The organism is Salinarimonas soli (assembly GCF_008386575.1).
GTDB classification, from domain to species: domain Bacteria; phylum Pseudomonadota; class Alphaproteobacteria; order Rhizobiales; family Beijerinckiaceae; genus Salinarimonas_A; species Salinarimonas_A soli.
In genome coordinates this window covers 55,898-76,207 of the sequence record NZ_VUOA01000035.1, presented here as the reverse complement: position 1 = coordinate 76,207, position 20,310 = coordinate 55,898, and the positions used below count along the sequence as shown (strand labels likewise).

At 70.1% G+C, this 20,310-nt stretch carries 25 protein-coding genes and 1 tRNA gene; 19 read left to right on the top strand and 7 right to left on the bottom strand.

Going from position 1 to position 20,310, the window contains the following annotated elements; all coding sequences use genetic code 11:
- The first annotated feature begins 315 nt into the window (after positions 1-315).
- The 4 genes from F0L46_RS19840 to F0L46_RS19825 all read left to right on the top strand — a co-directional run bounded on the left by F0L46_RS19840 (position 316) and on the right by F0L46_RS19825 (position 3,809).
- Complete coding sequence (locus F0L46_RS19840) at positions 316-1,200, top strand: YicC/YloC family endoribonuclease (RefSeq protein ID WP_149820786.1); 885 nt, start codon at positions 316-318, stop codon at positions 1,198-1,200.
- Positions 1,201-1,206: 6 nt separating this feature from the next.
- Positions 1,207-1,866, top strand: a complete 660-nt coding sequence (gene gmk / locus F0L46_RS19835) for a guanylate kinase (protein ID WP_149820784.1) — start codon at positions 1,207-1,209, stop codon at positions 1,864-1,866.
- A 224-nt stretch (positions 1,867-2,090) separates the two neighbouring features.
- Positions 2,091-2,675, top strand: a complete 585-nt coding sequence (pyrE, locus tag F0L46_RS19830; RefSeq protein ID WP_149820782.1) for an orotate phosphoribosyltransferase — start codon at positions 2,091-2,093, stop codon at positions 2,673-2,675.
- Positions 2,676-3,149: 474 nt separating this feature from the next.
- On the top strand, positions 3,150-3,809 hold the full coding sequence (locus F0L46_RS19825) for a LabA-like NYN domain-containing protein (RefSeq protein WP_149820780.1): 660 nt from the start codon (positions 3,150-3,152) through the stop codon (positions 3,807-3,809).
- A gap of 255 nt (positions 3,810-4,064) precedes the next feature.
- On the opposite strand, the gene galE is transcribed toward F0L46_RS19825, so the two are convergent.
- The gene (galE, locus tag F0L46_RS19820; protein ID WP_149820778.1) at positions 4,065-5,054 is read right to left on the bottom strand and encodes a UDP-glucose 4-epimerase GalE; all 990 of its coding nucleotides are present in this window, start codon (positions 5,052-5,054) and stop codon (positions 4,065-4,067) included.
- Between the two features lie 174 nt (positions 5,055-5,228).
- On the opposite strand from galE, the gene galU reads away from it, so the two are divergent.
- Complete coding sequence (gene galU / locus F0L46_RS19815; protein WP_149820776.1) at positions 5,229-6,092, top strand: UTP--glucose-1-phosphate uridylyltransferase GalU; 864 nt, start codon at positions 5,229-5,231, stop codon at positions 6,090-6,092.
- 19 nt (positions 6,093-6,111) lie between these two features.
- Here galU and F0L46_RS19810 read toward each other — a convergent pair whose 3' ends face one another.
- Entirely contained in the window at positions 6,112-7,026 is a 915-nt protein-coding gene (locus F0L46_RS19810; RefSeq protein ID WP_149820774.1) for an MBL fold metallo-hydrolase, read from the bottom strand.
- A 113-nt stretch (positions 7,027-7,139) separates the two neighbouring features.
- Between F0L46_RS19810 and F0L46_RS19805 the strand changes: the two genes are divergently transcribed.
- The 9 genes from F0L46_RS19805 to F0L46_RS19765 all read left to right on the top strand — a co-directional run bounded on the left by F0L46_RS19805 (position 7,140) and on the right by F0L46_RS19765 (position 13,917).
- A complete protein-coding gene (locus tag F0L46_RS19805; RefSeq protein ID WP_149820772.1) occupies positions 7,140-7,781 on the top strand; it encodes a biotin transporter BioY in 642 nt (213 codons plus the stop codon).
- A gap of 155 nt (positions 7,782-7,936) precedes the next feature.
- The gene (locus F0L46_RS19800; RefSeq protein ID WP_149820770.1) at positions 7,937-8,536 is read left to right on the top strand and encodes an acyloxyacyl hydrolase; all 600 of its coding nucleotides are present in this window, start codon (positions 7,937-7,939) and stop codon (positions 8,534-8,536) included.
- 7 nt (positions 8,537-8,543) lie between these two features.
- On the top strand, positions 8,544-9,125 hold the full coding sequence (locus F0L46_RS19795) for a cob(I)yrinic acid a,c-diamide adenosyltransferase (protein WP_149820768.1): 582 nt from the start codon (positions 8,544-8,546) through the stop codon (positions 9,123-9,125).
- Between the two features lie 5 nt (positions 9,126-9,130).
- Positions 9,131-9,817, top strand: coding sequence for a rhomboid family intramembrane serine protease (locus tag F0L46_RS19790; RefSeq protein WP_188312059.1), 687 nt, complete (start codon positions 9,131-9,133; stop codon positions 9,815-9,817).
- Positions 9,818-9,966: 149 nt separating this feature from the next.
- On the top strand, positions 9,967-10,716 hold the full coding sequence (locus F0L46_RS19785; protein ID WP_149820766.1) for an electron transfer flavoprotein subunit beta/FixA family protein: 750 nt from the start codon (positions 9,967-9,969) through the stop codon (positions 10,714-10,716).
- A gap of 2 nt (positions 10,717-10,718) precedes the next feature.
- On the top strand, positions 10,719-11,669 hold the full coding sequence (locus F0L46_RS19780; protein WP_149820764.1) for an electron transfer flavoprotein subunit alpha/FixB family protein: 951 nt from the start codon (positions 10,719-10,721) through the stop codon (positions 11,667-11,669).
- 34 nt (positions 11,670-11,703) lie between these two features.
- Positions 11,704-12,585 (top strand): 3-hydroxybutyryl-CoA dehydrogenase, encoded by an 882-nt coding sequence (locus F0L46_RS19775; RefSeq protein WP_149820762.1) that lies wholly within the window; start codon positions 11,704-11,706, stop codon positions 12,583-12,585.
- Positions 12,586-12,665: 80 nt separating this feature from the next.
- Positions 12,666-12,866, top strand: coding sequence for a hypothetical protein (locus F0L46_RS19770; protein ID WP_149820760.1), 201 nt, complete (start codon positions 12,666-12,668; stop codon positions 12,864-12,866).
- 481 nt (positions 12,867-13,347) lie between these two features.
- Positions 13,348-13,917 carry an HNH endonuclease gene (locus tag F0L46_RS19765; RefSeq protein ID WP_188312058.1) on the top strand — a complete coding sequence of 190 codons (570 nt, stop codon included), beginning with the start codon at positions 13,348-13,350 and terminating at the stop codon, positions 13,915-13,917.
- A 56-nt stretch (positions 13,918-13,973) separates the two neighbouring features.
- Here the strand turns inward: F0L46_RS19765 and F0L46_RS19760 are convergent, their stop codons facing one another.
- The 4 genes from F0L46_RS19760 to F0L46_RS26950 all read right to left on the bottom strand — a co-directional run bounded on the left by F0L46_RS19760 (position 13,974) and on the right by F0L46_RS26950 (position 16,968).
- Positions 13,974-14,378: a (R)-mandelonitrile lyase gene (locus F0L46_RS19760; RefSeq protein WP_188312057.1), complete on the bottom strand. Its 405-nt coding sequence runs from the start codon at positions 14,376-14,378 to the stop codon at positions 13,974-13,976.
- A 115-nt stretch (positions 14,379-14,493) separates the two neighbouring features.
- On the bottom strand, positions 14,494-14,769 hold the full coding sequence (sciP, locus tag F0L46_RS19755; RefSeq protein WP_149820756.1) for a CtrA inhibitor SciP: 276 nt from the start codon (positions 14,767-14,769) through the stop codon (positions 14,494-14,496).
- A 111-nt stretch (positions 14,770-14,880) separates the two neighbouring features.
- Positions 14,881-15,561, bottom strand: a complete 681-nt coding sequence (locus tag F0L46_RS19750; protein ID WP_149820754.1) for a flagellar hook assembly protein FlgD — start codon at positions 15,559-15,561, stop codon at positions 14,881-14,883.
- A 3-nt stretch (positions 15,562-15,564) separates the two neighbouring features.
- Positions 15,565-16,968 (bottom strand): flagellar hook-length control protein FliK, encoded by a 1,404-nt coding sequence (locus tag F0L46_RS26950; RefSeq protein ID WP_149820752.1) that lies wholly within the window; start codon positions 16,966-16,968, stop codon positions 15,565-15,567.
- Positions 16,969-17,192: 224 nt separating this feature from the next.
- Here F0L46_RS26950 and mnmA point away from each other — a divergent pair, with 224 nt between their 5' ends.
- The 5 genes from mnmA to F0L46_RS26285 all read left to right on the top strand — a co-directional run bounded on the left by mnmA (position 17,193) and on the right by F0L46_RS26285 (position 19,751).
- On the top strand, positions 17,193-18,341 hold the full coding sequence (gene mnmA, locus F0L46_RS19740; protein ID WP_149820750.1) for a tRNA 2-thiouridine(34) synthase MnmA: 1,149 nt from the start codon (positions 17,193-17,195) through the stop codon (positions 18,339-18,341).
- Between the two features lie 23 nt (positions 18,342-18,364).
- The gene (locus tag F0L46_RS19735; protein ID WP_149820748.1) at positions 18,365-19,000 is read left to right on the top strand and encodes a class I SAM-dependent methyltransferase; all 636 of its coding nucleotides are present in this window, start codon (positions 18,365-18,367) and stop codon (positions 18,998-19,000) included.
- A gap of 91 nt (positions 19,001-19,091) precedes the next feature.
- Positions 19,092-19,168: transfer RNA gene (locus tag F0L46_RS19730), tRNA-Met, on the top strand.
- A 166-nt stretch (positions 19,169-19,334) separates the two neighbouring features.
- Positions 19,335-19,592, top strand: coding sequence for a hypothetical protein (locus F0L46_RS19725; protein ID WP_149820746.1), 258 nt, complete (start codon positions 19,335-19,337; stop codon positions 19,590-19,592).
- An 18-nt stretch (positions 19,593-19,610) separates the two neighbouring features.
- Positions 19,611-19,751, top strand: coding sequence for a hypothetical protein (locus F0L46_RS26285; RefSeq protein ID WP_188312056.1), 141 nt, complete (start codon positions 19,611-19,613; stop codon positions 19,749-19,751).
- 124 nt (positions 19,752-19,875) lie between these two features.
- Here the strand turns inward: F0L46_RS26285 and F0L46_RS27110 are convergent, their stop codons facing one another.
- A complete protein-coding gene (locus tag F0L46_RS27110) occupies positions 19,876-20,001 on the bottom strand; it encodes a hypothetical protein (protein ID WP_276315611.1) in 126 nt (41 codons plus the stop codon).
- Positions 20,002-20,310 lie beyond the last annotated feature (309 nt).

The following is a 20,310-nucleotide window of genomic DNA, read 5'->3' as shown; positions in this document are numbered from 1 at the left end:
CCCCCCCCCGCGGGGGGGGGGGGGGGGGGGGGGGGGGGGGTACCACGCCGGGAGGTTCGTTGGGCACCACACCCGGTCATCCCCGGGCCTGACCCGGGGACCCAGAACCACGGTCCCGCGTGGATGGCCGGGTCAAGCCCGGCCATGACAAGCGGAAAGCTTCGAGAGAACCGGTTCGACCTCGCCACCCTCACCCCCGACCCCTCTCCCATCCGGGAGAGGGGAGGGCGCTCCACCCGGCGACACCCGCGCCCCTTGACCGCTTTTCCGTCCCCCTTATGGTCCGCGCCACTTCGGATGTAAGGAGCGGAGCCCTTGGCGATCGCGAGCATGACGGGCTTTGCCCGGGAGGCGGGGGCGACGGGTCCCTACCAGTGGGCCTGGGAGATCAAGTCCGTGAACGGGCGGGGGCTCGACGTCCGCGTCCGCATGCCGCCGGGCTTCGACGCCGTGGGCGAGGAGGCGCGCGCCGCCCTGCAGAAGGCGTTGGGGCGGGGCCAGTGCCAGCTCGGCCTCGCGCTCGCCCGCGCCGCCGGCGCGCCCCGGGTGAGGATCAACCGCGAGGTGCTGGACTCGCTTCTGGCGACCCTGCGCGAGACCACGCTGCCCGACGGCGTGCGGCCGGCCTCCGTCGACGGGCTGCTCGCGGTGCGCGGCGTCGTCGAGATCGAGGAGGCCGACGACGCGCCGCTTCAGGAGGCGCTCGCCGCCGACCTGCGGGCCGCCATCCCCGGGCTCGTGCGCGCGCTCGTCGAGGCGCGCCTGGCGGAGGGCCGAGCCCTCGCCGAGGTGATCGCGGGCCAGCTCGACGCGATCGAGGCCCTCGTCACGGCCGCCGACGAGCATCCGGGACGGCGCCCCGAGGCGATCCGCGAGCGCCTAGCCGCCCAGGTGGCGGCCCTGATGGAGACGGGCACGGCGCTCGATCCCGCCCGCCTGCACGGGGAGGCGGCGCTGCTTGCCGCCCGCGCCGACATCCGCGAGGAGCTCGACCGCCTGCACGCCCATGTCGCCTCCGCCCGCGAGATGCTGGGGCTGGGGGGCGCGGTGGGGCGCCGGCTCGACTTCCTGGCCCAGGAGTTCGGCCGGGAGGCGAACACGCTCTGCGCCAAGGCCAACGACGTCGCCCTCTCGCGGCTCGGCCTCGACCTCAAGGCCGTGGTCGAGCAGTTCCGCGAGCAAGTCCAGAACGTGGAGTAGGCCCTGATGCCCGACAATCCCCGGCCGCCGGCCGCCCGCGAGACCCGGCGCGGCCTGCTCCTCATCCTGTCCTCGCCCTCGGGCGCCGGCAAGTCGACGCTCACCCGCAACCTCGTGCGCGAGGACCATTCCATCCGGCTCTCGGTCTCGGTGACCACCCGCGGGCGCCGCCCCTCCGAGATCGACGGGGTGCATTACCGCTTCATCGAGAAGGACGATTTCGAGGGCTTGCGCGACCGCGGCGACCTTCTCGAATGGGCCGAGGTGCACGGCAATTTCTACGGCACGCCGCGCAAGCCCGTGGAGCAGGCGCTCGCCGCCGGCGAGGACATGATGTTCGACATCGACTGGCAGGGCACCCGCCAGATCGTCGAGAAGATGGACGAGGACGTGGTGAGCGTGTTCATCCTGCCGCCCTCGCTGCAGGAATTGCGCGCCCGCCTGGAGCGCCGGGCCGAGGACAGCCCGGAGGTCATCGCCCGGCGCCTGCGCAACGCGCGCGACGAGATCGCGCACTGGGGAGCCTACGACTACGTCCTCGTGAACGACGACCTCAACCGCACCTACATGGACCTGAAGTCGATCCTCGCCGCCGAGCGCCTGCGCCGGGCGCGCCGCACGGGGCTGAAGGGCTTCGTGGACGGGCTGCTCGGGGAGGGCACCTGACCTCCCCACCCTCTTTCGGGGAGGGGCTGGGGGTGAGGGTCGTAAAGTCGGAGCTGGCGGGCAGGTGGGGAGAACGCACGCTCGTACAGCCCTGTTCTGGACCGACGCAGGTTGGCGTCACGACTCCAACCCCTGACCCCTCCCCGCAAGGGGGCGGGGGATGGCGCTCCCTTGCGGCGACCCTGCCAACCTGCCAGAACAGCCCGACATCCCGGACCTGCGCCATGACCCAAGACGACGTCCTCGACGAGTTCCGCGCCGCCAGCGCCCTGCTGGAGGGGCATTTCGTCCTCTCCTCGGGCCTCCATTCGTCGGTGTTCCTGCAGAAGATGTTCGTCTTCCAGGACCCCGCGCGCACCGAGCGCCTGTGTCGGGCGCTTGCGGCCAAGATCGAGGAGCGGTTCGGGACCGTCGACGTCGTGGTCTCGCCGGCGGTCGGCGGCATCGTGCCGGGCTACGAGACGGCGCGGCACCTGGGGGCCAAGGCGATCTTCGTCGAGCGGGAGAACGGCGTCTTCCAGCTGCGGCGCGGCTTCGCGATCCCCGAGGGCGCGCGGGTCGTGATGGTGGAGGACATCGTCACCACGGGGCTATCGTCCCGGGAGTGCCTGGCCTCGCTCGCGGAGCACCCGGGCACCGTCCTGGGCGCGGCCTGCCTCATCGACCGCTCCGGCGGCCGGGCGGAGCTGCCGGTGCCTCTCGTGGCGCTCGCGACCCTCGACATCCCCAATCACGCCCCCGACGCCCTGCCGCCGGACCTCGCCGCCATCCCGGCCGTGAAGCCCGGAAGCCGCGCGCTCAAGGCTTGAAGCCCCCCGCGCGCCGCGAGGGCGCGTCGGCTGCTGTCGCCGATGGTCGCGGCCCGGCGGCAGCTTGATCCACGCCGTCCATTCCGCCGGAGAAGATCGGGCACGTTCAGGCGTGCGCAGACCGCGCGACAACGGGCCGACGGCGCCTTCCTTTACGGCATGCGAGCCGCCGCAAGCCCTTCCACCATCAAGATCTCGTCCCGCCGCGACGCCCTGGGGGGCGCCGCTGCCGCCTGCCCCCCTTCCGCAGGGGAGGTTAGGGTTAACAATTCATTATTTCTGCCGGAATTACGGGCGGGGATCCCTTCTCCTACAAATAACCTAAAATTCGCATCGTAAGTTGGGATATATCGCGCTAAAGCCGGTTGAGTGTTAGAAGGTTGCGCAGTCGGTGTCGTGGTGGCCTGTGGGGGCGCTTCGCTCGACCGGAATTTTCAAACAGCCCGCTTCCATGCTCCAGAAGAGATCGCATCGATGATCGGACAACAAAGAATCGCCCTCTTCATCGACGGCGCCAACCTGTATGCGACGACGAAGACCCTCGGTTTCGACATCGACTACAAGCGCCTCCTGAAAGAATTCCAGGGCCGTGGCCACCTCGTTCGTGCCTTCTATTACACCGCGCTCGTCGAGGACCAGGAGTATTCCTCCATCCGCCCCTTGATCGACTGGCTCGATTACAACGGCTATCGCGTCGTCACGAAACCGACCAAAGAGTTCGTCGATTCTACCGGACGCCGCAAGGTGAAAGGTAATATGGACATCGAGCTGGCCATCGACGCCCTCGAGCTCGCGCCCCACATCGACCAGATGTACCTGTTCTCCGGCGACGGCGATTTCCGCTCGCTCGTCGAGGCGATGCAGCGGCGCGGCGTGCGGGTCTCGGTCGTGTCGACCATCTCGACCCAGCCCCCGATGGTGGCCGACGAGCTGCGCCGGCAGGCCGACGAGTTCCTCGACATCGCTCACCTCCTTCCCAAGATCGGCCGCGACCCCGCCGACCGCCCCGAGCGCGCCCCGCGGGCTCCCGGCGAGTTCGGCGAGCGTCCGCGCTACGCGGGTCCCGGCCTGGAGCGCCGCTACGGCATCCGCCAGGCGCCGAGCCCCGCCGACGACGACATCGTCGACACCTGAGCGCCCACCCGATCTGCGAAAGCGCCCCGACCTCCGGTCGGGGCGCTTTCGCGTCGGGGCCCTTTCGTCAGAGGTTGGCTCGAGACGACGGTCTCATCACCCCTCATGCTGAGGAGCCCGCGTCAGCGGGCGTCTCGAAGCACGCGGCACCGTCGTGAGCCGGAGGGAGATCCCTGGAGCGCCCTTCGAGGCTCGCTCCGCTCGCGCCTCAGGACGAGGTGGGAGAGTGGGCCCTCCCTATGGCTGGCCCGCCTCTCAGGCCGCCTCGCTCTCGGCGAGCGAGCGCTCCCAGGCGAGCGCCTGCTCCACGATGCGTTCCAGGTTCTGGTAGCGCGGCTGCCAGCCCAGAACCTCGCGCACGCGGTCGGCCCCCGCGATCAGGGCCGCCGGGTCGCCCGGGCGGCGGGGGCAGAGGCGCACCTCGAAATCCACGCCCGACACGCGCTTGACCACGTCGATCACCTCCAGCACCGAATAGCCCTGGCCGTAGCCGCAATTCAGGGTGAGGCTGTCGCCGCCCTTGCGCAGATGGTCCAGCGCCAGGACATGGGCGCGGGCGAGGTCCGACACCTGGATGTAGTCGCGCACGCAGGACCCGTCCTTCGTCGGGTAGTCGGTGCCGAACACGTCGAGATAGGGGCGCTGGCCCAGCGCCGCCTGGCAGGCCACCTTGATGAGGTGGGTCGCCTGCGGCGTCGACTGGCCCGAGCGGCCCTTGGGGTCGGCCCCCGCGACGTTGAAATAGCGCAGCGCCACGTAGGTGAGGCCATAGGCCCGGGCCGAGTCCTGGAGCATCCACTCCGTCATCATCTTGGAGCGGCCGTAAGGATTGATCGGCTCCAGGGGCAGGTCCTCGGGAACGGGATTGACCGAGGGCTCCCCGTAGACCGCCGCGGTCGAGGAGAAGATCACGTGGCGCACGCCGCCCTTCACGGCGGCCTCCAGCAGCGCGCGCGACTTCACCGTGTTGTTCAGGTAGTAGCCCAGCGGGTCCGAGACCGATTCCGGCACCACGATGCGGGCCGCGAAATGCGCGATGGCGTCGATGCCGTGCTCCGCGATGGTGCGGGCCACCAATGCCCCGTCCCCCATGTCGCCCTGGACGAACTGGGCCTGCGCCGGCACCGCCCGCCGGAACCCGGTCGAGAGGTCGTCGAGCACCACCACGCTCTCGCCCGCGTCGAGCAGCTCCAGCACCATGTGGCTGCCGATATAGCCGGCTCCGCCCGTTACCAACACCGCCATCCCGGTCTCTCCATCGTCGTCGTCTAGCGCGAAAGCTAGTCCCAAACGCTTCAGGTTCCATTAAGGTGTCAAGCGTGACAACGCACGACGCAACCGCGAGCGCTCCCCTCGCGTTTGGGCGTCGGTTCGCTTAATGAGCCCCGCAACCCTCTCCCGTCCCATGGACCCGTCTCGATGAAGCGCATCCGCAAAGCCGTCCTTCCCGTCGCCGGTCTCGGCACCCGCTTCCTGCCCGCCACGAAGGCGATGCCGAAGGAGATGCTGACGGTCGTCGACCGGCCCGTGCTGCAATACGTGGTCGACGAGGCCAAGGAGGCGGGGATCGAGCACTTCATCTTCGTCACCGGCCGCAACAAGGCGGTGATCGAGGACCATTTCGACATCGCCTACGAGCTCAACGACACCTTGGCCAAGCGCGGCAAGACCAAGGAGCTGGAGCAATTGAAGGCCGAGCTCCCCGCCGCCGGCCAGACGAGCTTCACCCGCCAGCAGGAGCCCTTGGGCTTGGGCCACGCGGTCTGGTGCGCCCGGGAGATCGTGGGCGACGAGCCCTTCGCGGTGCTCCTGCCCGACATGATCTCGCGGGGCTGCATGGGCCAGATGCTCGAGGCCTATGCGCGGCACGGCGGCAACCTCATCGCCGTCGAGGAGGTGCCCGAGGACCAGACGCACCAATACGGCATCGTGGCGGTGGGCGAGGATTTCGGGAACACCTTCGAGATCAAGGGCATGGTGGAGAAGCCCAAGGCCGGCACCGCGCCCTCCAACCTCATCATCTCGGGCCGCTACATCCTCCAGCCGGAGATCTTCAAGATCCTGGAGACCCAGGAGCGCGGCGCGGGCGGCGAGATCCAGCTCACCGACGCCATGAAGACGCTGTCCCAGAGCCAGTCCTTCTTCGGCATGCGCTACCGGGGCCGCACCTACGACACCGGCTCCAAGATCGGCTTTCTCATGGCGAACGTGGCCTATGGCCTGGAGCGTGGGGATCTCGGGCCCCAGCTGCGGGCCGAGATCGAGGCGATGCTCAAGGGCTGAGCCGCCCGGCGAGGGCGCGTCAGCGCGCCCTCGCGTAGCGCCCCTCCAGGGTCGGCGCGCCCTCGCTCGTCGCGAGCCCCCGGCGCACCAGGTCCTCGAGGTGGGCGAAGACGTTGAGCGCCGCGGCGCCCCGCAGTGCCGGGGCGAGCCCCTGATAGATGGCGGGCACCATCTCGCCGATGGTGCGGTCGCCGGCCTCCAGGCGGTTGAGGATGGAGGCCTCGCGCTGGCGGCGGTGGTGCAGGAGCGCGCGCACGAAGCGCCGCGGCTCGCGCACCGGCCCGCCATGGCCCGGCCAATAGATCGTCTCGTCGCGGCAGCGCACCTTGTCGAGGGAGGCCATGTACTCCGTCATCGAGCCGTCGGGCGGGCCGATGAACGTCGTGGACCAGGCCATGACGTGGTCGCCCGAGAACAGGGCGGATTCCTGGGGCAGGGCGAAGGCGAGGTGGTTGGCCGTGTGGCCGGGGGTCTCGACCGCCCCCAAGGTCCAGCCCGGCCCCGACACCGCGTCGCCGTCGCGCATGACCTGATCGGGCGCGTAGGCGTGGTCGTTGCTCGCCTCCAGGCGGTTCGCCTCGCCCTCGGCGAGGCTTCGCGCCGCGTGGTGGGGCGCGCAGCCGACGAGGAGTGCGCCCGTCGCCGCCTTGAGGGCCGCGGCGGCCGGGGAATGGTCGCGGTGGGTGTGCGTGACGAGGATATGGCTCACGCTCTCGCCGCGCACGGCGTCGAGGATCGCCGCCACGTGGGCCGGGTCGTCGGGGCCGGGGTCGATCACGGCGACCGTGCCGCGCCCCACGAGATAGGTGCAGGTTCCCGTGAAGGTCACGGGCCCCCCGTTGGCCGCCACGATCCGCCGGACGAGGGGGGAGAGCTCGGCGAGGCGGCCGGGCTCGGCGCCGAAATCCTGATCGAAGGTGATGTCGTCCGCCAAGGCGCTGGATCCCGTCCGTTTGCGCCTTGAGGCGCTGCCGCTTCGGACCTATAGAGCGAGCCACGGCGCTTGGCCAATCCAGGGCGCCCCACCCTCATGAAGGTTAGGATCCCATGGCTGGCGGCTCAAACCCTGTCTCCGTTCTCCCGGGCACCGTGGCCGGTCTGCTCTGGCCCGTGGGCGAACGCCCGGGCCTCCTGCGGTCCGTGGTGCTCGCCGTGCTCGGCTCGGCGCTTCTCACCCTGTCGGCCAAGGTCTCGGTGCCGTTCTGGCCCGTGCCGATGACGCTGCAGACCCTCGCGGTGCTCGCGCTCGGCGCCCTGGTCGGCCGCCGCCTCGCGGTCGCGACCGTGCTGCTCTACCTCGCGCAGGGCCTCGCCGGCCTGCCGGTCTTCGTCAACACGCCCCCTGCCGTGCCCGGGCCCCTCTACCTCATGGGCCCCACGGGCGGCTTCCTCGCGGGCTTCGTCGTCGCCGCCGCCATGGTGGGCGCCGCGGCCGACCGCGGCCTGACCCGCCATCCCGTCGCCTTCGTCGGCGCGGTGCTCGCCGCCGACCTCGTCCTTTTGGCGATGGGCTGCCTGTGGCTGGCCTTCTTCGCCGCGATGCCGAGCGGCGTCTCCGGCATCGGGCTTGCCAAGGCCTTCGCGGCCGGCGTCCAGCCCTTCCTGCTGGGCGAGGCGCTGAAGGTGGCGATCGTGGGCCTGGCCGTGCCGATGCTGTGGCGCGGCGCCCAGCGCCTGACCCGCGTCTGACGGACCCCGGGCGCCCCTCCGGCGCCCATCTTCCGCAAGGCGACCTGAGGCGAAAATGCCTCAGGTTAAGGAAACCATCGGGAAAGCCTGCGGCCGGGGCTGCCGCGGCTTTGCCATTATGGTAAGACACCGCGGCGTTGGAGGAGAACCATCGGATGCGGCTTGCTGGATTGGCGCTCGGGATTGCGATCGCGCAGCTTGCGGCTGGAGCCGCAATCGCGGCCGATGTCGCCCGGCGGCCTGCGGCGCCCCAGCCGATGCCCGTTCCCGTGGCGCTCCAGCCGAGCTTCATCTCCGAGGTCCGTTTCGGCGCCTTCGCGCACGATCCCTGGAGCCCCGAGGCCGGCTCGGCCAACCTCCATGCCGAGGTGCTCTTCGCCAAGCCCTTCACCCCGGCGGACCTGTTCACGAGCTATTTCGTCCCGCGCCCCCATATCGGCGCGAGCCTCAATCTCGGCGACGCGACGAGCTTCGCCTTCGCGGGCCTGACCTGGACCGTGGACGTGACCGAGCGCGTCTTCGTCGAGGCGAGCTTCGGCGGCGCGATCCACAACGGCGAGACCGGCCGCGTCATCCCCGCCGACCGCTCGGCGCTGGGCTGCTCGCCGCTGTTTCGCGAGTCCGCCTCCATCGGCTTCCGCCTGAGCCAGAACTGGAACGTCATGGCGACGGTCGAGCATCTCTCGAACGCCGGCATCTGCAACCAGAACCGCGGCCTCACCAATATCGGCGCCCGCTTCGGCTATTCCTTCTGATCGATCCATGGTCGTCCTGAACCGGATCTACACGCGCACGGGTGATTCCGGCACCACGGGCCTCGCCACGGGCGAGCGCCGCGCGAAGTTCGACCTGCGCGTCGAGGCCTATGGCACCGTCGACGAGACCAATGCCTGCCTCGGCCTCGCCCGCCTCCATTGCGCCGAGGCCGACCCGCTCGTCGACGCGATGCTCGGACGCGTCCAGAACGACCTGTTCGATCTGGGCGCCGATCTCGCGACGCCCGCCACCGACAAGCCGCTGGGCTACGAGCCCCTTCGGATCACGCAAGGCCAGGTCGACCGCCTGGAGCGGGAGATCGACACCCTCAACGAGCACCTGAGCCCCCTGCGCTCCTTCGTCCTGCCCGGGGGCACCCCGACCGCGGTGGCGCTGCATCTCGCCCGTACCGTCTGCCGGCGGGCCGAGCGCCTCGTGGTGGAGCTCAGCCACAAGCCGGACGAGGCCGTGTCGCCGGAAGCGGTGAAATATCTCAACCGCCTGTCTGACTTCTTCTTCGTCGCCTCGCGCTACGTGAACGACAAGGGCGGCCGGGACGTCCTCTGGGTTCCGGGCCAGAACCGGTAACCCACTTGTTCATTCCGCTCCACGACGGCGTGCCCATGCGGTTCGTGCGGGCACCATTCGTGACCCGCGCGATCCTGGCGGCCTGCATCCTGGTCCATCTCGCGATCGTCTCGGGCCTCCTGCCCCTCGACGTCACCTGGATCTATGCCGGGCTCGGCCTCATCCCCTCGGTCCTGCTCGGCACCGAGGCCCTGCCCGACGGGCTGCCCCTGGTGCCGGCGCCCCTGACGCTCGCGACGAGCCTCTTCCTGCACGCCACCTGGCTGCACCTCGTCGGCAACATGCTCTTCCTGTGGGTGTTCGGCGACAACGTGGAGGACGCGCTCGGGCACGGGCGCTTCCTCCTCTTCTACGTCCTGTGCGGCATCGGCGCGGGGCTCGCTCACGCCCTGCTCGATCCCGGGTCGATCCACCCGCTGATCGGAGCGTCGGGGGCGGTGTCCGGGGTCGTGGCGGCCTATGTGATGCTTCACCCCAGGGTCCAGGTGTGGGGGCTCTTCCTCAAGGGCATCCCGCTGCGCCTGCGGGCGAGCTGGGCGATCTCGGTCTGGGTGCTGTTCCAGATCGGCGCCGCCTTCCTCGGGGGCGACGAGTCCGTGGGGTGGTTCGCGCATCTGGGCGGGCTCGGCGTCGGCGCCGCCCTGATCCTCGTCATGCGGCGCCCCGGCGTCCTCCTGTTCGGGCGGGCCTGAGCAACCCCCAGGCAAGCGCTCACGCCGCGTTGACAAGGGCGAAGGTGCGTCGTTACGGTCCGCGTCTCCAAGAACGGGGCGGGCCCGTGCCGCGCCCCCGGGTCGCGTCGTGCGTGGCCCCACCGCATCCATGAGGGAATGGGAAGCCCATGAAGATCCTCGTGCCCGTCAAGCGCGTCGTCGACTACAACGTGAAGATCCGGGTCCGGCCGGACGGTTCGGGGGTCGAGCTCGCGAACGTGAAGATGTCGATGAACCCCTTCGACGAGATCGCCGTCGAGGAGGCGATCCGGCTCAAGGAGAAGGGCAAGGCCACCGAGATCGTCGCCGTCTCCATCGGCCCGGCCCAGTCCGCCGAGACCATCCGCACGGCGCTCGCCATGGGGGCCGACCGCGGCATCCTCGTGAGGACCGACCAGACCGTCGAGCCCCTCGCGGTGGCCAAGATCCTCAAGGCGATCATCGCCAACGAGAATCCCGGCCTCGTCATCATGGGCAAGCAGGCCATCGACGACGACGCCAACCAGACGGGCCAGATGCTCGGCGCCCTCATCGGCTGGGCGCAGGGCACCTTCGCCTCGAAGGTGGAGCTCGGCGAGGGCACGGTGGACGTCACCCGCGAGGTCGACGGCGGCCTCCAGACCGTCTCGCTGAAGCTGCCGGCCATCGTGACCACGGACCTGCGCCTCAACGAGCCGCGCTACGCGTCGCTCCCCAACATCATGAAGGCGAAGAAGAAGCCCCTCGACGAGACGAGCGCCGAGGCGCTCGGCGTCGACCTGTCGCCCCGCCTCAAGGTGATCAAGACCGCCGAGCCCCCCGTGCGCCAGGCCGGCGTGAAGGTCGGCTCCATCGCGGATCTCGTCGCCAAGCTCAAGAACGAAGCCGGAGTGCTCTGATCATGGCCGTTCTCGTCATCGCCGAACACGACAACGCGTCCCTCAAGGACGCCACCGCCAAGGCCGTCTCGGCCGCCCGCCAGATCGGCTCGCCGGTCCACGTCCTCGTCGCCGGCCAGGGCTGCCGCCCGGCCGCGGAGGCCGCGGCGAAGCTCGAGGGCGTCGAGAAGGTTCTGGTCGCGGAGAGCCCGGGCTACGAGCACGCCCTCGCCGAGCCGCTCGGCGCGCTCATCGCCGGCCTCGCCGGGCCCTACGACACGGTGCTGGCGCCCGCCACCACCATGGGCAAGAACGTGATGCCTCGCGTCGCGGCCCTCCTCGACGTGATGCAGGTGTCCGACGTCACCAAGGTGATCTCGCCCGACACCTTCGAGCGACCGATCTACGCGGGCAACGCGATCCAGACGGTGCAGGCCACCGACGCCAAGAAGGTGCTCACCGTGCGCACCTCCACCTTTCAGGCGGGGGCCGGGGGCGGGAGCGCGGCGATCGAGACGGCGCCCGCCGCCGAGGATCCGGGCCTGTCGCAATACAAGGGCTCGGAGATCGCGCATTCCGACCGGCCGGAGCTCACCTCGGCGAAGATCATCATCTCGGGCGGCCGCTCTCTGGGCTCGGCGGAGAACTTCACGAAGTACATCGAGCCCATCGCCGACAAGCTCGGGGCCGCCATGGGCGCCTCGCGCGCGGCCGTCGACGCGGGCTTCGCCCCCAACGACTGGCAGGTCGGCCAGACCGGCAAGGTGGTGGCGCCGGACCTCTACATCGCGGTGGGGATCTCGGGCGCCATCCAGCATCTCGCCGGCATGAAGGACTCGAAGATCATCGTCGCCATCAACAAGGACGAGGAGGCGCCGATCTTCCAGGTCGCCGATTACGGCCTCGTGGGCGACCTGTTCACCATCCTGCCGGAGTTGCAGCAGGAACTAGCAAAGACCGGCGGCGAAGCATAAAGGTTGCGGCGGCGGCGTGGGGTGTGAGGCTTTGATGGCCAACTCGATCAAGACGATCGGCGTGATCGGCGCCGGGCAGATGGGCAACGGCATCGCCCATGTCTGCGCCCTGGCGGGCTTCGACGTGCGGCTGAACGATCTCAGCGTGGACCGCATCAATGCGGGCCTCGCCACGATCAACGGCAACATGGCCCGGCAGGTGGCGAAGGGCGCGATCGAGGAGGATGTCCGCCAGGCGGCCCTCGACCGCATCGTGCCCGCCGCCACCTACGACGATCTCCGCCCCTGCGACATCGTCATCGAGGCGGCGACCGAGAACGAGGAGGTCAAGCGCAAGATCTTCCAGTCCGTGTGCCCCTCGGTGCGGCCCGAGACGATCCTCGCCAGCAACACCTCCTCCATCTCCATCACGCGCCTTGCCGCCTCCACCGACCGGCCCGAGCGCTTCATCGGCATCCACTTCATGAACCCGGTGCCGGTGATGCAGCTCGTGGAGCTCATCCGCGGCATCGCGACGGAGGACCCCACCTTCGAGGCCGCCCGCGAGCTCGTCGAGAAGCTCGGCAAGACGGTGACGGTGGCGGAGGACTTCCCCGCCTTCATCGTGAACCGCATCCTGCTGCCGATGATCAACGAGGCGATCTACGTTCTCTACGAGGGCGTGGGCTCGGTCGATTCCATCGACACCGCCATGCGGCTTGGCGCCAACCACCCCATGGGGCCGCTCCAGCTCGCCGACTTCATCGGGCTCGACACCTGCCTCTCCGTGATGCAGGTGCTCCATGACGGCCTCGCCGACACCAAGTACCGCCCCTGTCCGCTCCTCGTGAAATATGTCGAGGCGGGCTGGCTCGGCCGGAAGGCGAAGCGCGGGTTCTACGACTATCGCGGCGAGAAGCCGATCCCGACCCGCTAGTCCCGCGGCTTTCGACTCGATTCCTTAATGCCTCCCCAACGGCTCCCCGGCATCCTGGGCGGCGACGAAGGGGGACGGGCATGACCCAGACATCCGGCATCGCGCAGGCCTGGAGCGCCGCGCGCGGCGACCAGCGCGAGCAGGCCATGGAGCTGCTGGCGCTGAAGATGCAGGCGGGCGCCGAGCGGGGGCTCGTCAAGGTGATCGAGGAGGCAGCCCCGCCGCCGTCTGGCCCGCCGGCCCCCGAAGGCCAGGGGACCCTGGTCGACAGGCGGGTATAGGCCTCCCGAGCGCGACGCGTTCCCCTCCCCCTTGCGGAGAGGGGCTAGGGGTGGGGGCGACTGAGAGGCTGACTCATAAGGACGGCCCACCTCCCACCTCGTCCTGAGGCGCCCACGAAGTGGGCCTCGAAGGGCGCTCCAGGGATCGCCAGACGGCTGTGGCAGCGTCCTGCGTGCTTCGAGGCCCTGCTTTCGCAGGGCACCTCAGCATGAGGGGGACAGGAGCAAGCCCTTTCGGGTCAGCCTCTGAGGTCGAGCGGAACGAGGCTCAACCGATCGGCCGGTGACCTTTCCGGACCCGGCACCGCCGGCACCCCCCATCCCAACCCTCCCCCTTGTGGGGAGGGAGCCCAGCGGCGCCCGCTCCCCCCTTCCACACGCAATTCGCGCTGCGACACCGGCCGGGGTTCACAAGGGCGGCACGATCGGCGTAGACTTCTATCAACGGGAGTTCTTCCCTCGTCCGATCGGAGGAGGTGGTGTGACGATCCACGTTCAGCCTGTGGTGCGACCCGAGGCCTGTCCGGCGCTGGTGCTCAACGCCGATTACCGGCCCCTGAGCTATTATCCCCTGTCGATCTGGTCCTGGCAGGACGCGATCAAGGCGGTGTTCCTCGACCGCGTCAACATCGTCTCCAGCTACGACAAGACGGTTCGAAGTCCGAGCTTCGAGATGCGTCTTCCCTCGGTGGTCTCGCTGAAGACCTATGTCCAGCCGAGCCGCAACCCGGCCTTCACCCGCTTCAACGTCTTCCTGCGCGACCGTTTCACCTGCCAATATTGCGGCAGCCGCGACGATCTCACCTTCGATCACCTCATTCCCCGCTCCAAGGGCGGGCAGACGACCTGGGAGAACGTGGTCACGGCCTGCTCCCCGTGCAACCTGCGCAAAAGCGACCTGCTCCCGCGCGACGCCGGGATGTGGCCCCACCAGCCGCCCTTCTCCCCCTCCATCCACGACCTGCACCAGAACGGCCGCCTCTTCCCGCCGAACTATCTGCACGAGAGCTGGATGGATTATCTCTACTGGGACACCGAGCTGGAGCCGTAGGGGCGGCGCGAGCCCGCCGTCGCTATCGGCCGACGGCCCCGTGGGCCAGGCCAGGCCTATCCCGGCCCCACCGCATATTGCTCGTCCGTCACGGGCTCGAGCCACGTCACATGCGTGCCGCCCTCCGCCTCGTGCATGGCGATGTGCACCATGGCGGTCTGAGGGCCGGCGCCGTGCCAGTGCTTCTCCCCCGGCGGGATCCAGACGGTGTCGCCGGCGCGGATCTCGCGCACGGGCTCGCCCCAGGTCTGGAAGCGTCCGCTGCCCGACAGGACGTGCAGGGTCTGGCCCAAGGGGTGGGTGTGCCAATGCGTGCGGGCGCCGGGCGAGAAGCTCACCCGGGCGGCCCGAAGGCGGGCGGGCGCCGGCGCGTCGATGATCGGGTCCTGCCAGACCGTCCCCGTGAAGGCGTCGGGCGAGACCTGGCGGGACGGCACGGAGCCGGGGGCTTTCAATTCCACGACGCGATCCTCGGCAGGGAAGGGGTGCCCCATCCAAGCACGCGCGGCGGAGCGTGAAAAGCACGACGGCGCCGGATCGCTCGGACCCGGCGCCGTCGTGCCGAAAAGGCGGCCTTTACTGGCGGTAATGCTGGATGCGCGTGGTGCGCAGGCCAGCCAGGCCGTGCTGGTCGATGGAGGCTTGCCAGCTCAGGAATTCTTCGGTCGTCAGCGTATAGCGCTGACAGGCCTCTTCGAGGCTGAGAAGGCCGCCGCGCACCGCCGCGACCACCTCCGCCTTGCGGCGGATCACCCAACGTCGGGTGTTGGGCGGGGGGAGGTCGGCGACCGTCAGAGGACTTCCGTCGGGCCCGATGACATATTTGACCCTCGGGCGATGGGTTTCGGTCATGATACGCTCACACACTACAACTGACCTTGTATGAGGACAGTAGGCGTCCGCGCTTAAGATTTGCCTAAGTGCAAGCGTGTGATTCGCGTCGATGCCACGATTGCGCTGCATTCATTGGCCCACCGGCCGGGAGACCGCCTTCACGTTGGCGAGCGGCACGCGCAGCTTGCCGATGGCGAGGATCGTCTCGCTCCCGCTCACGTCGACGGAATCCACCCGGCCCTGGATCTCCGTCTTGATCGAGACGCTCGCGCCGCCCGCGTCCACGCCCGTCACGGTGATGGTGTAGTCGCCCGCGGGCGCCTTCTGGCCCGTGCTCGTGCGCCCGTCCCAGGTGAAGGCCTGCGAGCCCGCCGCCAGGGGGCGCAGGCTCGTGGCGACCACGTTCCCCTCGGTGTCCTTGATGGTCAGGGTCGCGCGGGCGACGGCCTTCGGGGCGGTCAGCGTCCACGAGGCGCCCTCGTCGGTGAGCCGCGTCGAGGCGCCGTCCGCCGTCACCTGCAGGCCCACGAAGCTCGCCGCGTTCGACACGGTGGAGGTCTGCGCGTTGGTGAGAAGCGCCTTCAGCGTGTCGTTGGTGCGAAGCTGCTGCTCCACCGAGGCGAACTGCACCAGCTGCTGCGTGAACTGGTTCGTGTCGAGCGGGTCGAGGGGGCTCTGGTTCTTGAGCTGGGTGGTGAGGAGGAGCAGGAACGAGTCGAAATTGTTCGCGATCGAGTTCCGGCTCTTCGCCTCGCCCGAGGTGGCGGCGCTCCGGGCGATGCTGTTGACGGCAGCGGCTGCGGTGGCCATGGGCTAGATCCTCATGTCGATGCCCGCCGTGCCGCGCCAGATCGGGCGGGCCTGCGGCGGAGGGCTGGAGGGCTGGCGCTCCAGGGGCGGCCCGGGCTCGCGGCCCGGGCGGTCGTCGCGGCCCCGCTCGCCGCGCGAGCCGGGCTGGGAGCCCTGGTCGCGCAGCTGCATGTCCACGGAGCCGTCCGTGGCCTTGAGCCCCGCCTGCTCGAAGGCGCGCTCCAGGGTCTTGGCGTCCCGCTGGAGCAGGGCCAGGGTCTCGACCCGGTCGACCACGAGACGGGCCTTCACCTCGCCCGCGTCGCCGATCTCGAGGGTCACGTCGATGCGCCCGAGATCCTCCGGATCGAGGCGGATCTCGAAGCGGTTCATCCCGGCGAGGCTTTTGAGGCCGATCTCCACGGGCACGGCGCCCAGCGGCACGTTCTGAAGCACGGGCACGGGCGGCGCCGCGGGCGCCGGGGTGGCGTTCGCCGCCGGGGCGCCCGGGCCCAGCGCCCGCGACAGGGCCTCGAAGCCCGCGCCCGAGGGGGCGTCGTCCCGCCCCCGGGGTTCGGGAAGGGGTCTCGCGGGCTCCGCGTCGCGGCGGCCCTCGACGGGCTTTCCACCCTCCCGCTCCTCGCCCTCCGGCTTGGCCCGCGCGCCCGCGGCTTTCAGGGCAGCATGGGGCGCCGACGGGTGGGGCGGAGGCGCGGGCGGCGTCGGCTCCGTTTGTCCCGCCTCCGGCGGCTTCGCCGATGCCTGAGGCGCGCTCGCCTGGTCCGAGGCGAGCTCGTCCTCGCCGCCAACCGCGGCGGCGACCGGCGCTGCGGGAACGGCCGGCGCGGGCACACCGTCGGCCTGAACGGGCGCGTCGGGCCCCGTGGATGGGCCCACGCCAGCGATGCCGGCCTCGTCCGCCCCAGCCCCGGCCACGGGGCGATTGGGGGCGGGGAGGGATGGGGCGACGGGCGCCGGAACGGCGACGGCCGGGGTCGGGGCGGCGCCGGCCAAGGGAACCGGTCCGGCTGCCGGCTCCGCCTCGCCCTCGCTCTTCTCCTCTGGCCCGGCTTCCGTCGCGGCCTCGGCCGCTTCGGCCTCCACGGCCTTCGCCGGGGTAGGCTGTGCCTTGGGCGTGGAGGCTGCGGCGATGATCGCGAGAAGGTCGGCGGCCAGGGCTGGGCCGGGAGGGGCCGGCTGCCCGGCCCCCTCGGAAGGCGCCTCGGAGGCGTTCGGCGCCTTCGCGTCCTTGGGCTTGGCCCCAGCGGGGACGGCCGGTGTCCCGGGCTCGGTGCCCGGAGCCTCCGCGAGCGCGTCCTCGAAGGAGGGCGCGTCCGCGCGCTTCTCCTGCCCGGGCGGTTCGGCGCGGGCGAGCGCGCGCTCGGCGGCGGCGGAGCGGGGAGGGGAGACGGGAGCGGCGTCGCGCATGGGACCGGGTCGCGGTTGGTGGCCCGCTCTCCCACGCAAGGCCCGCGCCAGACGCCCGCCCTTGAAAAGTCCAGAGGCGCCAACGATTTCGGGGTTCGCCACCTCCGTCGCTCCCGCCCGTCCCCGGCAGGATTTGCCGGGCCGCTGGCAGAAACGGCCGACCGCCGCTATAGAGGGCCCAGCGCGCGGCGGGAGGCGGATCCCACGCGCGCCCGGATGATGCCATGCCCAACAGCCTCGACCTGCCCTCCGAGCCGTCGAAGACCCGCGTCGTCGTGGCGATGTCGGGCGGCGTCGACTCGTCGGTGGTGGCGGCCCTGCTCAAGCGCGAGGGCTACGACGTGGTCGGGATCACGCTCCAGCTCTACGACCACGGCGCGGCGGTCCACCGCAGGGGCGCCTGCTGCGCCGGCCAGGACATCCACGACGCTCGGCGCGCCGCCGAGACCATCGGCATCCCGCATTACGTCCTCGACTACGAGTCCCGCTTCCGCGAGGCGGTGATCGACCGTTTCGCCGAGAGCTACCTGTCGGGCGAGACGCCGATCCCCTGCGTGGAGTGCAACCGCTCCATCAAGTTCCGCGATCTTCTCGCCACCGCCGTGGATCTGGGCGCCGACGCGCTCGCCACGGGCCACTACGTGGCAAGCCGTGCCCTGCCCGACGGTCGGCGCGCGCTGCACCGCGCCGCGGACCCCGAGCGCGACCAGAGCTACTTCCTCTACGCCACCACACCCGAGCAGCTGTCGCTCCTGCGCTTTCCCTTAGGGGAGCTCGACAAGCGCGAGACGCGGGCGCTCGCCCGCGAGTTCGGCCTCGCCATCGCCGACAAGGCCGACAGCCAGGACATCTGCTTCGTGCCCCAGGGGCGCTATTCGGACGTGATCGAGCGCCTGAAGCCCGGCGCCGTGCAGGCGGGCGAGATCGTCCATGTGGACGGGCGGGTGCTCGGCGAGCACCGGGGCATCGTCCACTATACGGTGGGCCAGCGCCGGGGGCTTGGCCTCTCGGTGGGCGAGCCGCTCTTCGTCGTGGCGCTCGACGCCGAGCGCGCCCGGGTGGTGGTGGGCCCCCGCGAGGCGCTCGCCACCCGGATCATCCCCTTGCGCGACCTGAACTGGCTCGGCGACACGCCGCTCGACGCCATCGGCCCCGAGGGCCTGGAGGTCGCGGCCCGGGTGCGCTCCACCCGCCCGCCCCAGCCTGCGCTCCTGCGCTGGAGCGAGGGCGCGGCGGGCGTCGAGCTGCTGCGGCCGGAGGACGGCGTCTCGCCGGGCCAGGCCTGCGTCCTCTATGATGGCGAGGGCCCGCGGGCGCGGGTTCTGGGCGGAGGCGTCATCGCCCGCCGCGAAGCCCTCGTCGCCGCCGCCTGATCTCTCGCCTGGAGCCCCGCCGCATGGCCGTGCAGTACGACCTCGAAGGACAAAAGCGCGTCTACGAGCGCTGGGCCCCGATCTACGACAAGGTCTACAACAAGCTTCTCTCCGACGCCCACCGGCGCACCGCGCTCGGTGCCGCCGCCGCCGGGCCCGACATCCTGGAGGTCGGCGTCGGCACGGGCCTGGTGCTGCGCTACTACCCGGCCCATTGCCGGGTGGTGGGCGTCGATCTGTCGGAGCACATGCTGCGCAAGGCGCAGGAGAAGGCGGCGGGCATGCGCCAGGTCGTGGGCCTCGCCTCCATGGACGCCTGCCGCCTCGGCTTCCCCGACGGGCGCTTCGACGCGGTCGCCGTGCCTTTCGTGATCACCCTCGTGCCCGATCCGGAAGGCGCGCTCGACGAATGCGTGCGCGTCCTGCGGCCGGGCGGCGAGATCGTGATCTCGAGCAAGCTCTCGGGCGACGCGGGGCCCGTGGCGCGGGTCGAGGAGGCCGTGGCGCCGCTCATGAAGCGCGTGGGCTGGAGCTCCGCCTTCAAGATCAGCCGCGTCGAGGCCTGGGCCAGGCGCCGCGGCGACATCGACGTCCTGGAGGTGGCGCCCCTCTTTCCGGCGGGCTTCTTCAAGCTCATGCGCCTCAAGAAACGCACCTGACGCGGACCCTCGCGCACCCGCTTGACAAGTCCCGCACACCCTCCCTATACCCCCCGCACACCCGAGCGGGGCCCATGGGCCGCGGGGCCGGGGCGGAGTAGCTCAGCTGGTTAGAGCAGAGGAATCATAATCCTCGTGTCGGGGGTTCGAGTCCCTCCTCCGCTACCACTTAAAACGCCCGCTTGCCCCAATGGCTTAGCGGGCTTTTTCGTGCCCGTGCCACCGGCTGAACGTGTTTCCAAAGCTTGCAACACGTTCCCTTGATTTACGTGGGTTTTCCGCGTGCTACCCTCCGTTCCATGCAACATTGTGGCAACACGAGAGCGAGGTCGGGATGTTCGAAGCTGGCCGCGAGTACACGTTCCGGATGGTCGAGGAGGAGGGCGAGTGCACCTTCACCGCGGAGGTCGCGGAAGTGGCCCTGCCGCTGATCAAGCTCGCGAGCTTCATGGGCTCGCCAGAGCGCATCATCAACATCGGATCGCTGAACTTCGTGAGCGCGGAGATTCGCCCGTTCCGGACGGCGGAGGCGAAGGCCGAGTCGCGTCGTGCCTGGGATGGCCTGATCAACACAGGGGCCGACGAGGCCTGATTTCTGGAGGCAGGCGTGATGCTGCCCGACGACCGCCCAGATGCTCTGCCGGACGAGGCGCTGTCGGCAGCGTGTGCCCTCGTCGGGCGCTTTATGCACGACTTCGCTCGGATGGAGCAGGCGCTTGATCGAGCGGTTGCTAAGCTTCTCTCTGAATGAGGTCGCGGCTATCATCGTGGCGGCGAACTTGGACTTCACCCGCAAGGTCAATATTGTTCAGACAATTTTGAGCGAGCAGTGGGGTGTTGCTGGGACACCGCTAGGTGAGGTCAAGCAACGTCTTTCACTGTTCAATAAGGTCAACAGCATCAACAAGGAAGCCCGTGTTCCACTCGCGCATTCCCCGTTCGCTCCTCGCGAAGGTGGGGTTGAAGTCGAGCGGTTCACCGCGCGCGGGAAGCTCGTCCACCCGGGCCCACCTCGGTCTCCTGAGTGGCTCAGTTTTCCCAGAGCCGCGAACTCGTGCCTCACGGAGTACATGGTGATGTGCCCCTTCCCTCGGGGCCAGATCTGCCGGCATAGATCTCGCAGGGCTTGCGACATCCCGTCGGTCAGCTTTTCGTACCATCCATCCTCGGCAGCGGCTCGCGCCCGCGCCGTCCACCGGAGCAAGGAGGCATAGGCCTCGTCGCCGAGGTGCTACCAGCGTAGGGCCCGGGTCTCGCCGTGACTGCGCTGCGCGTCGCTCCTCGCGTTACGGCCAGCGAGCTCGGCCACA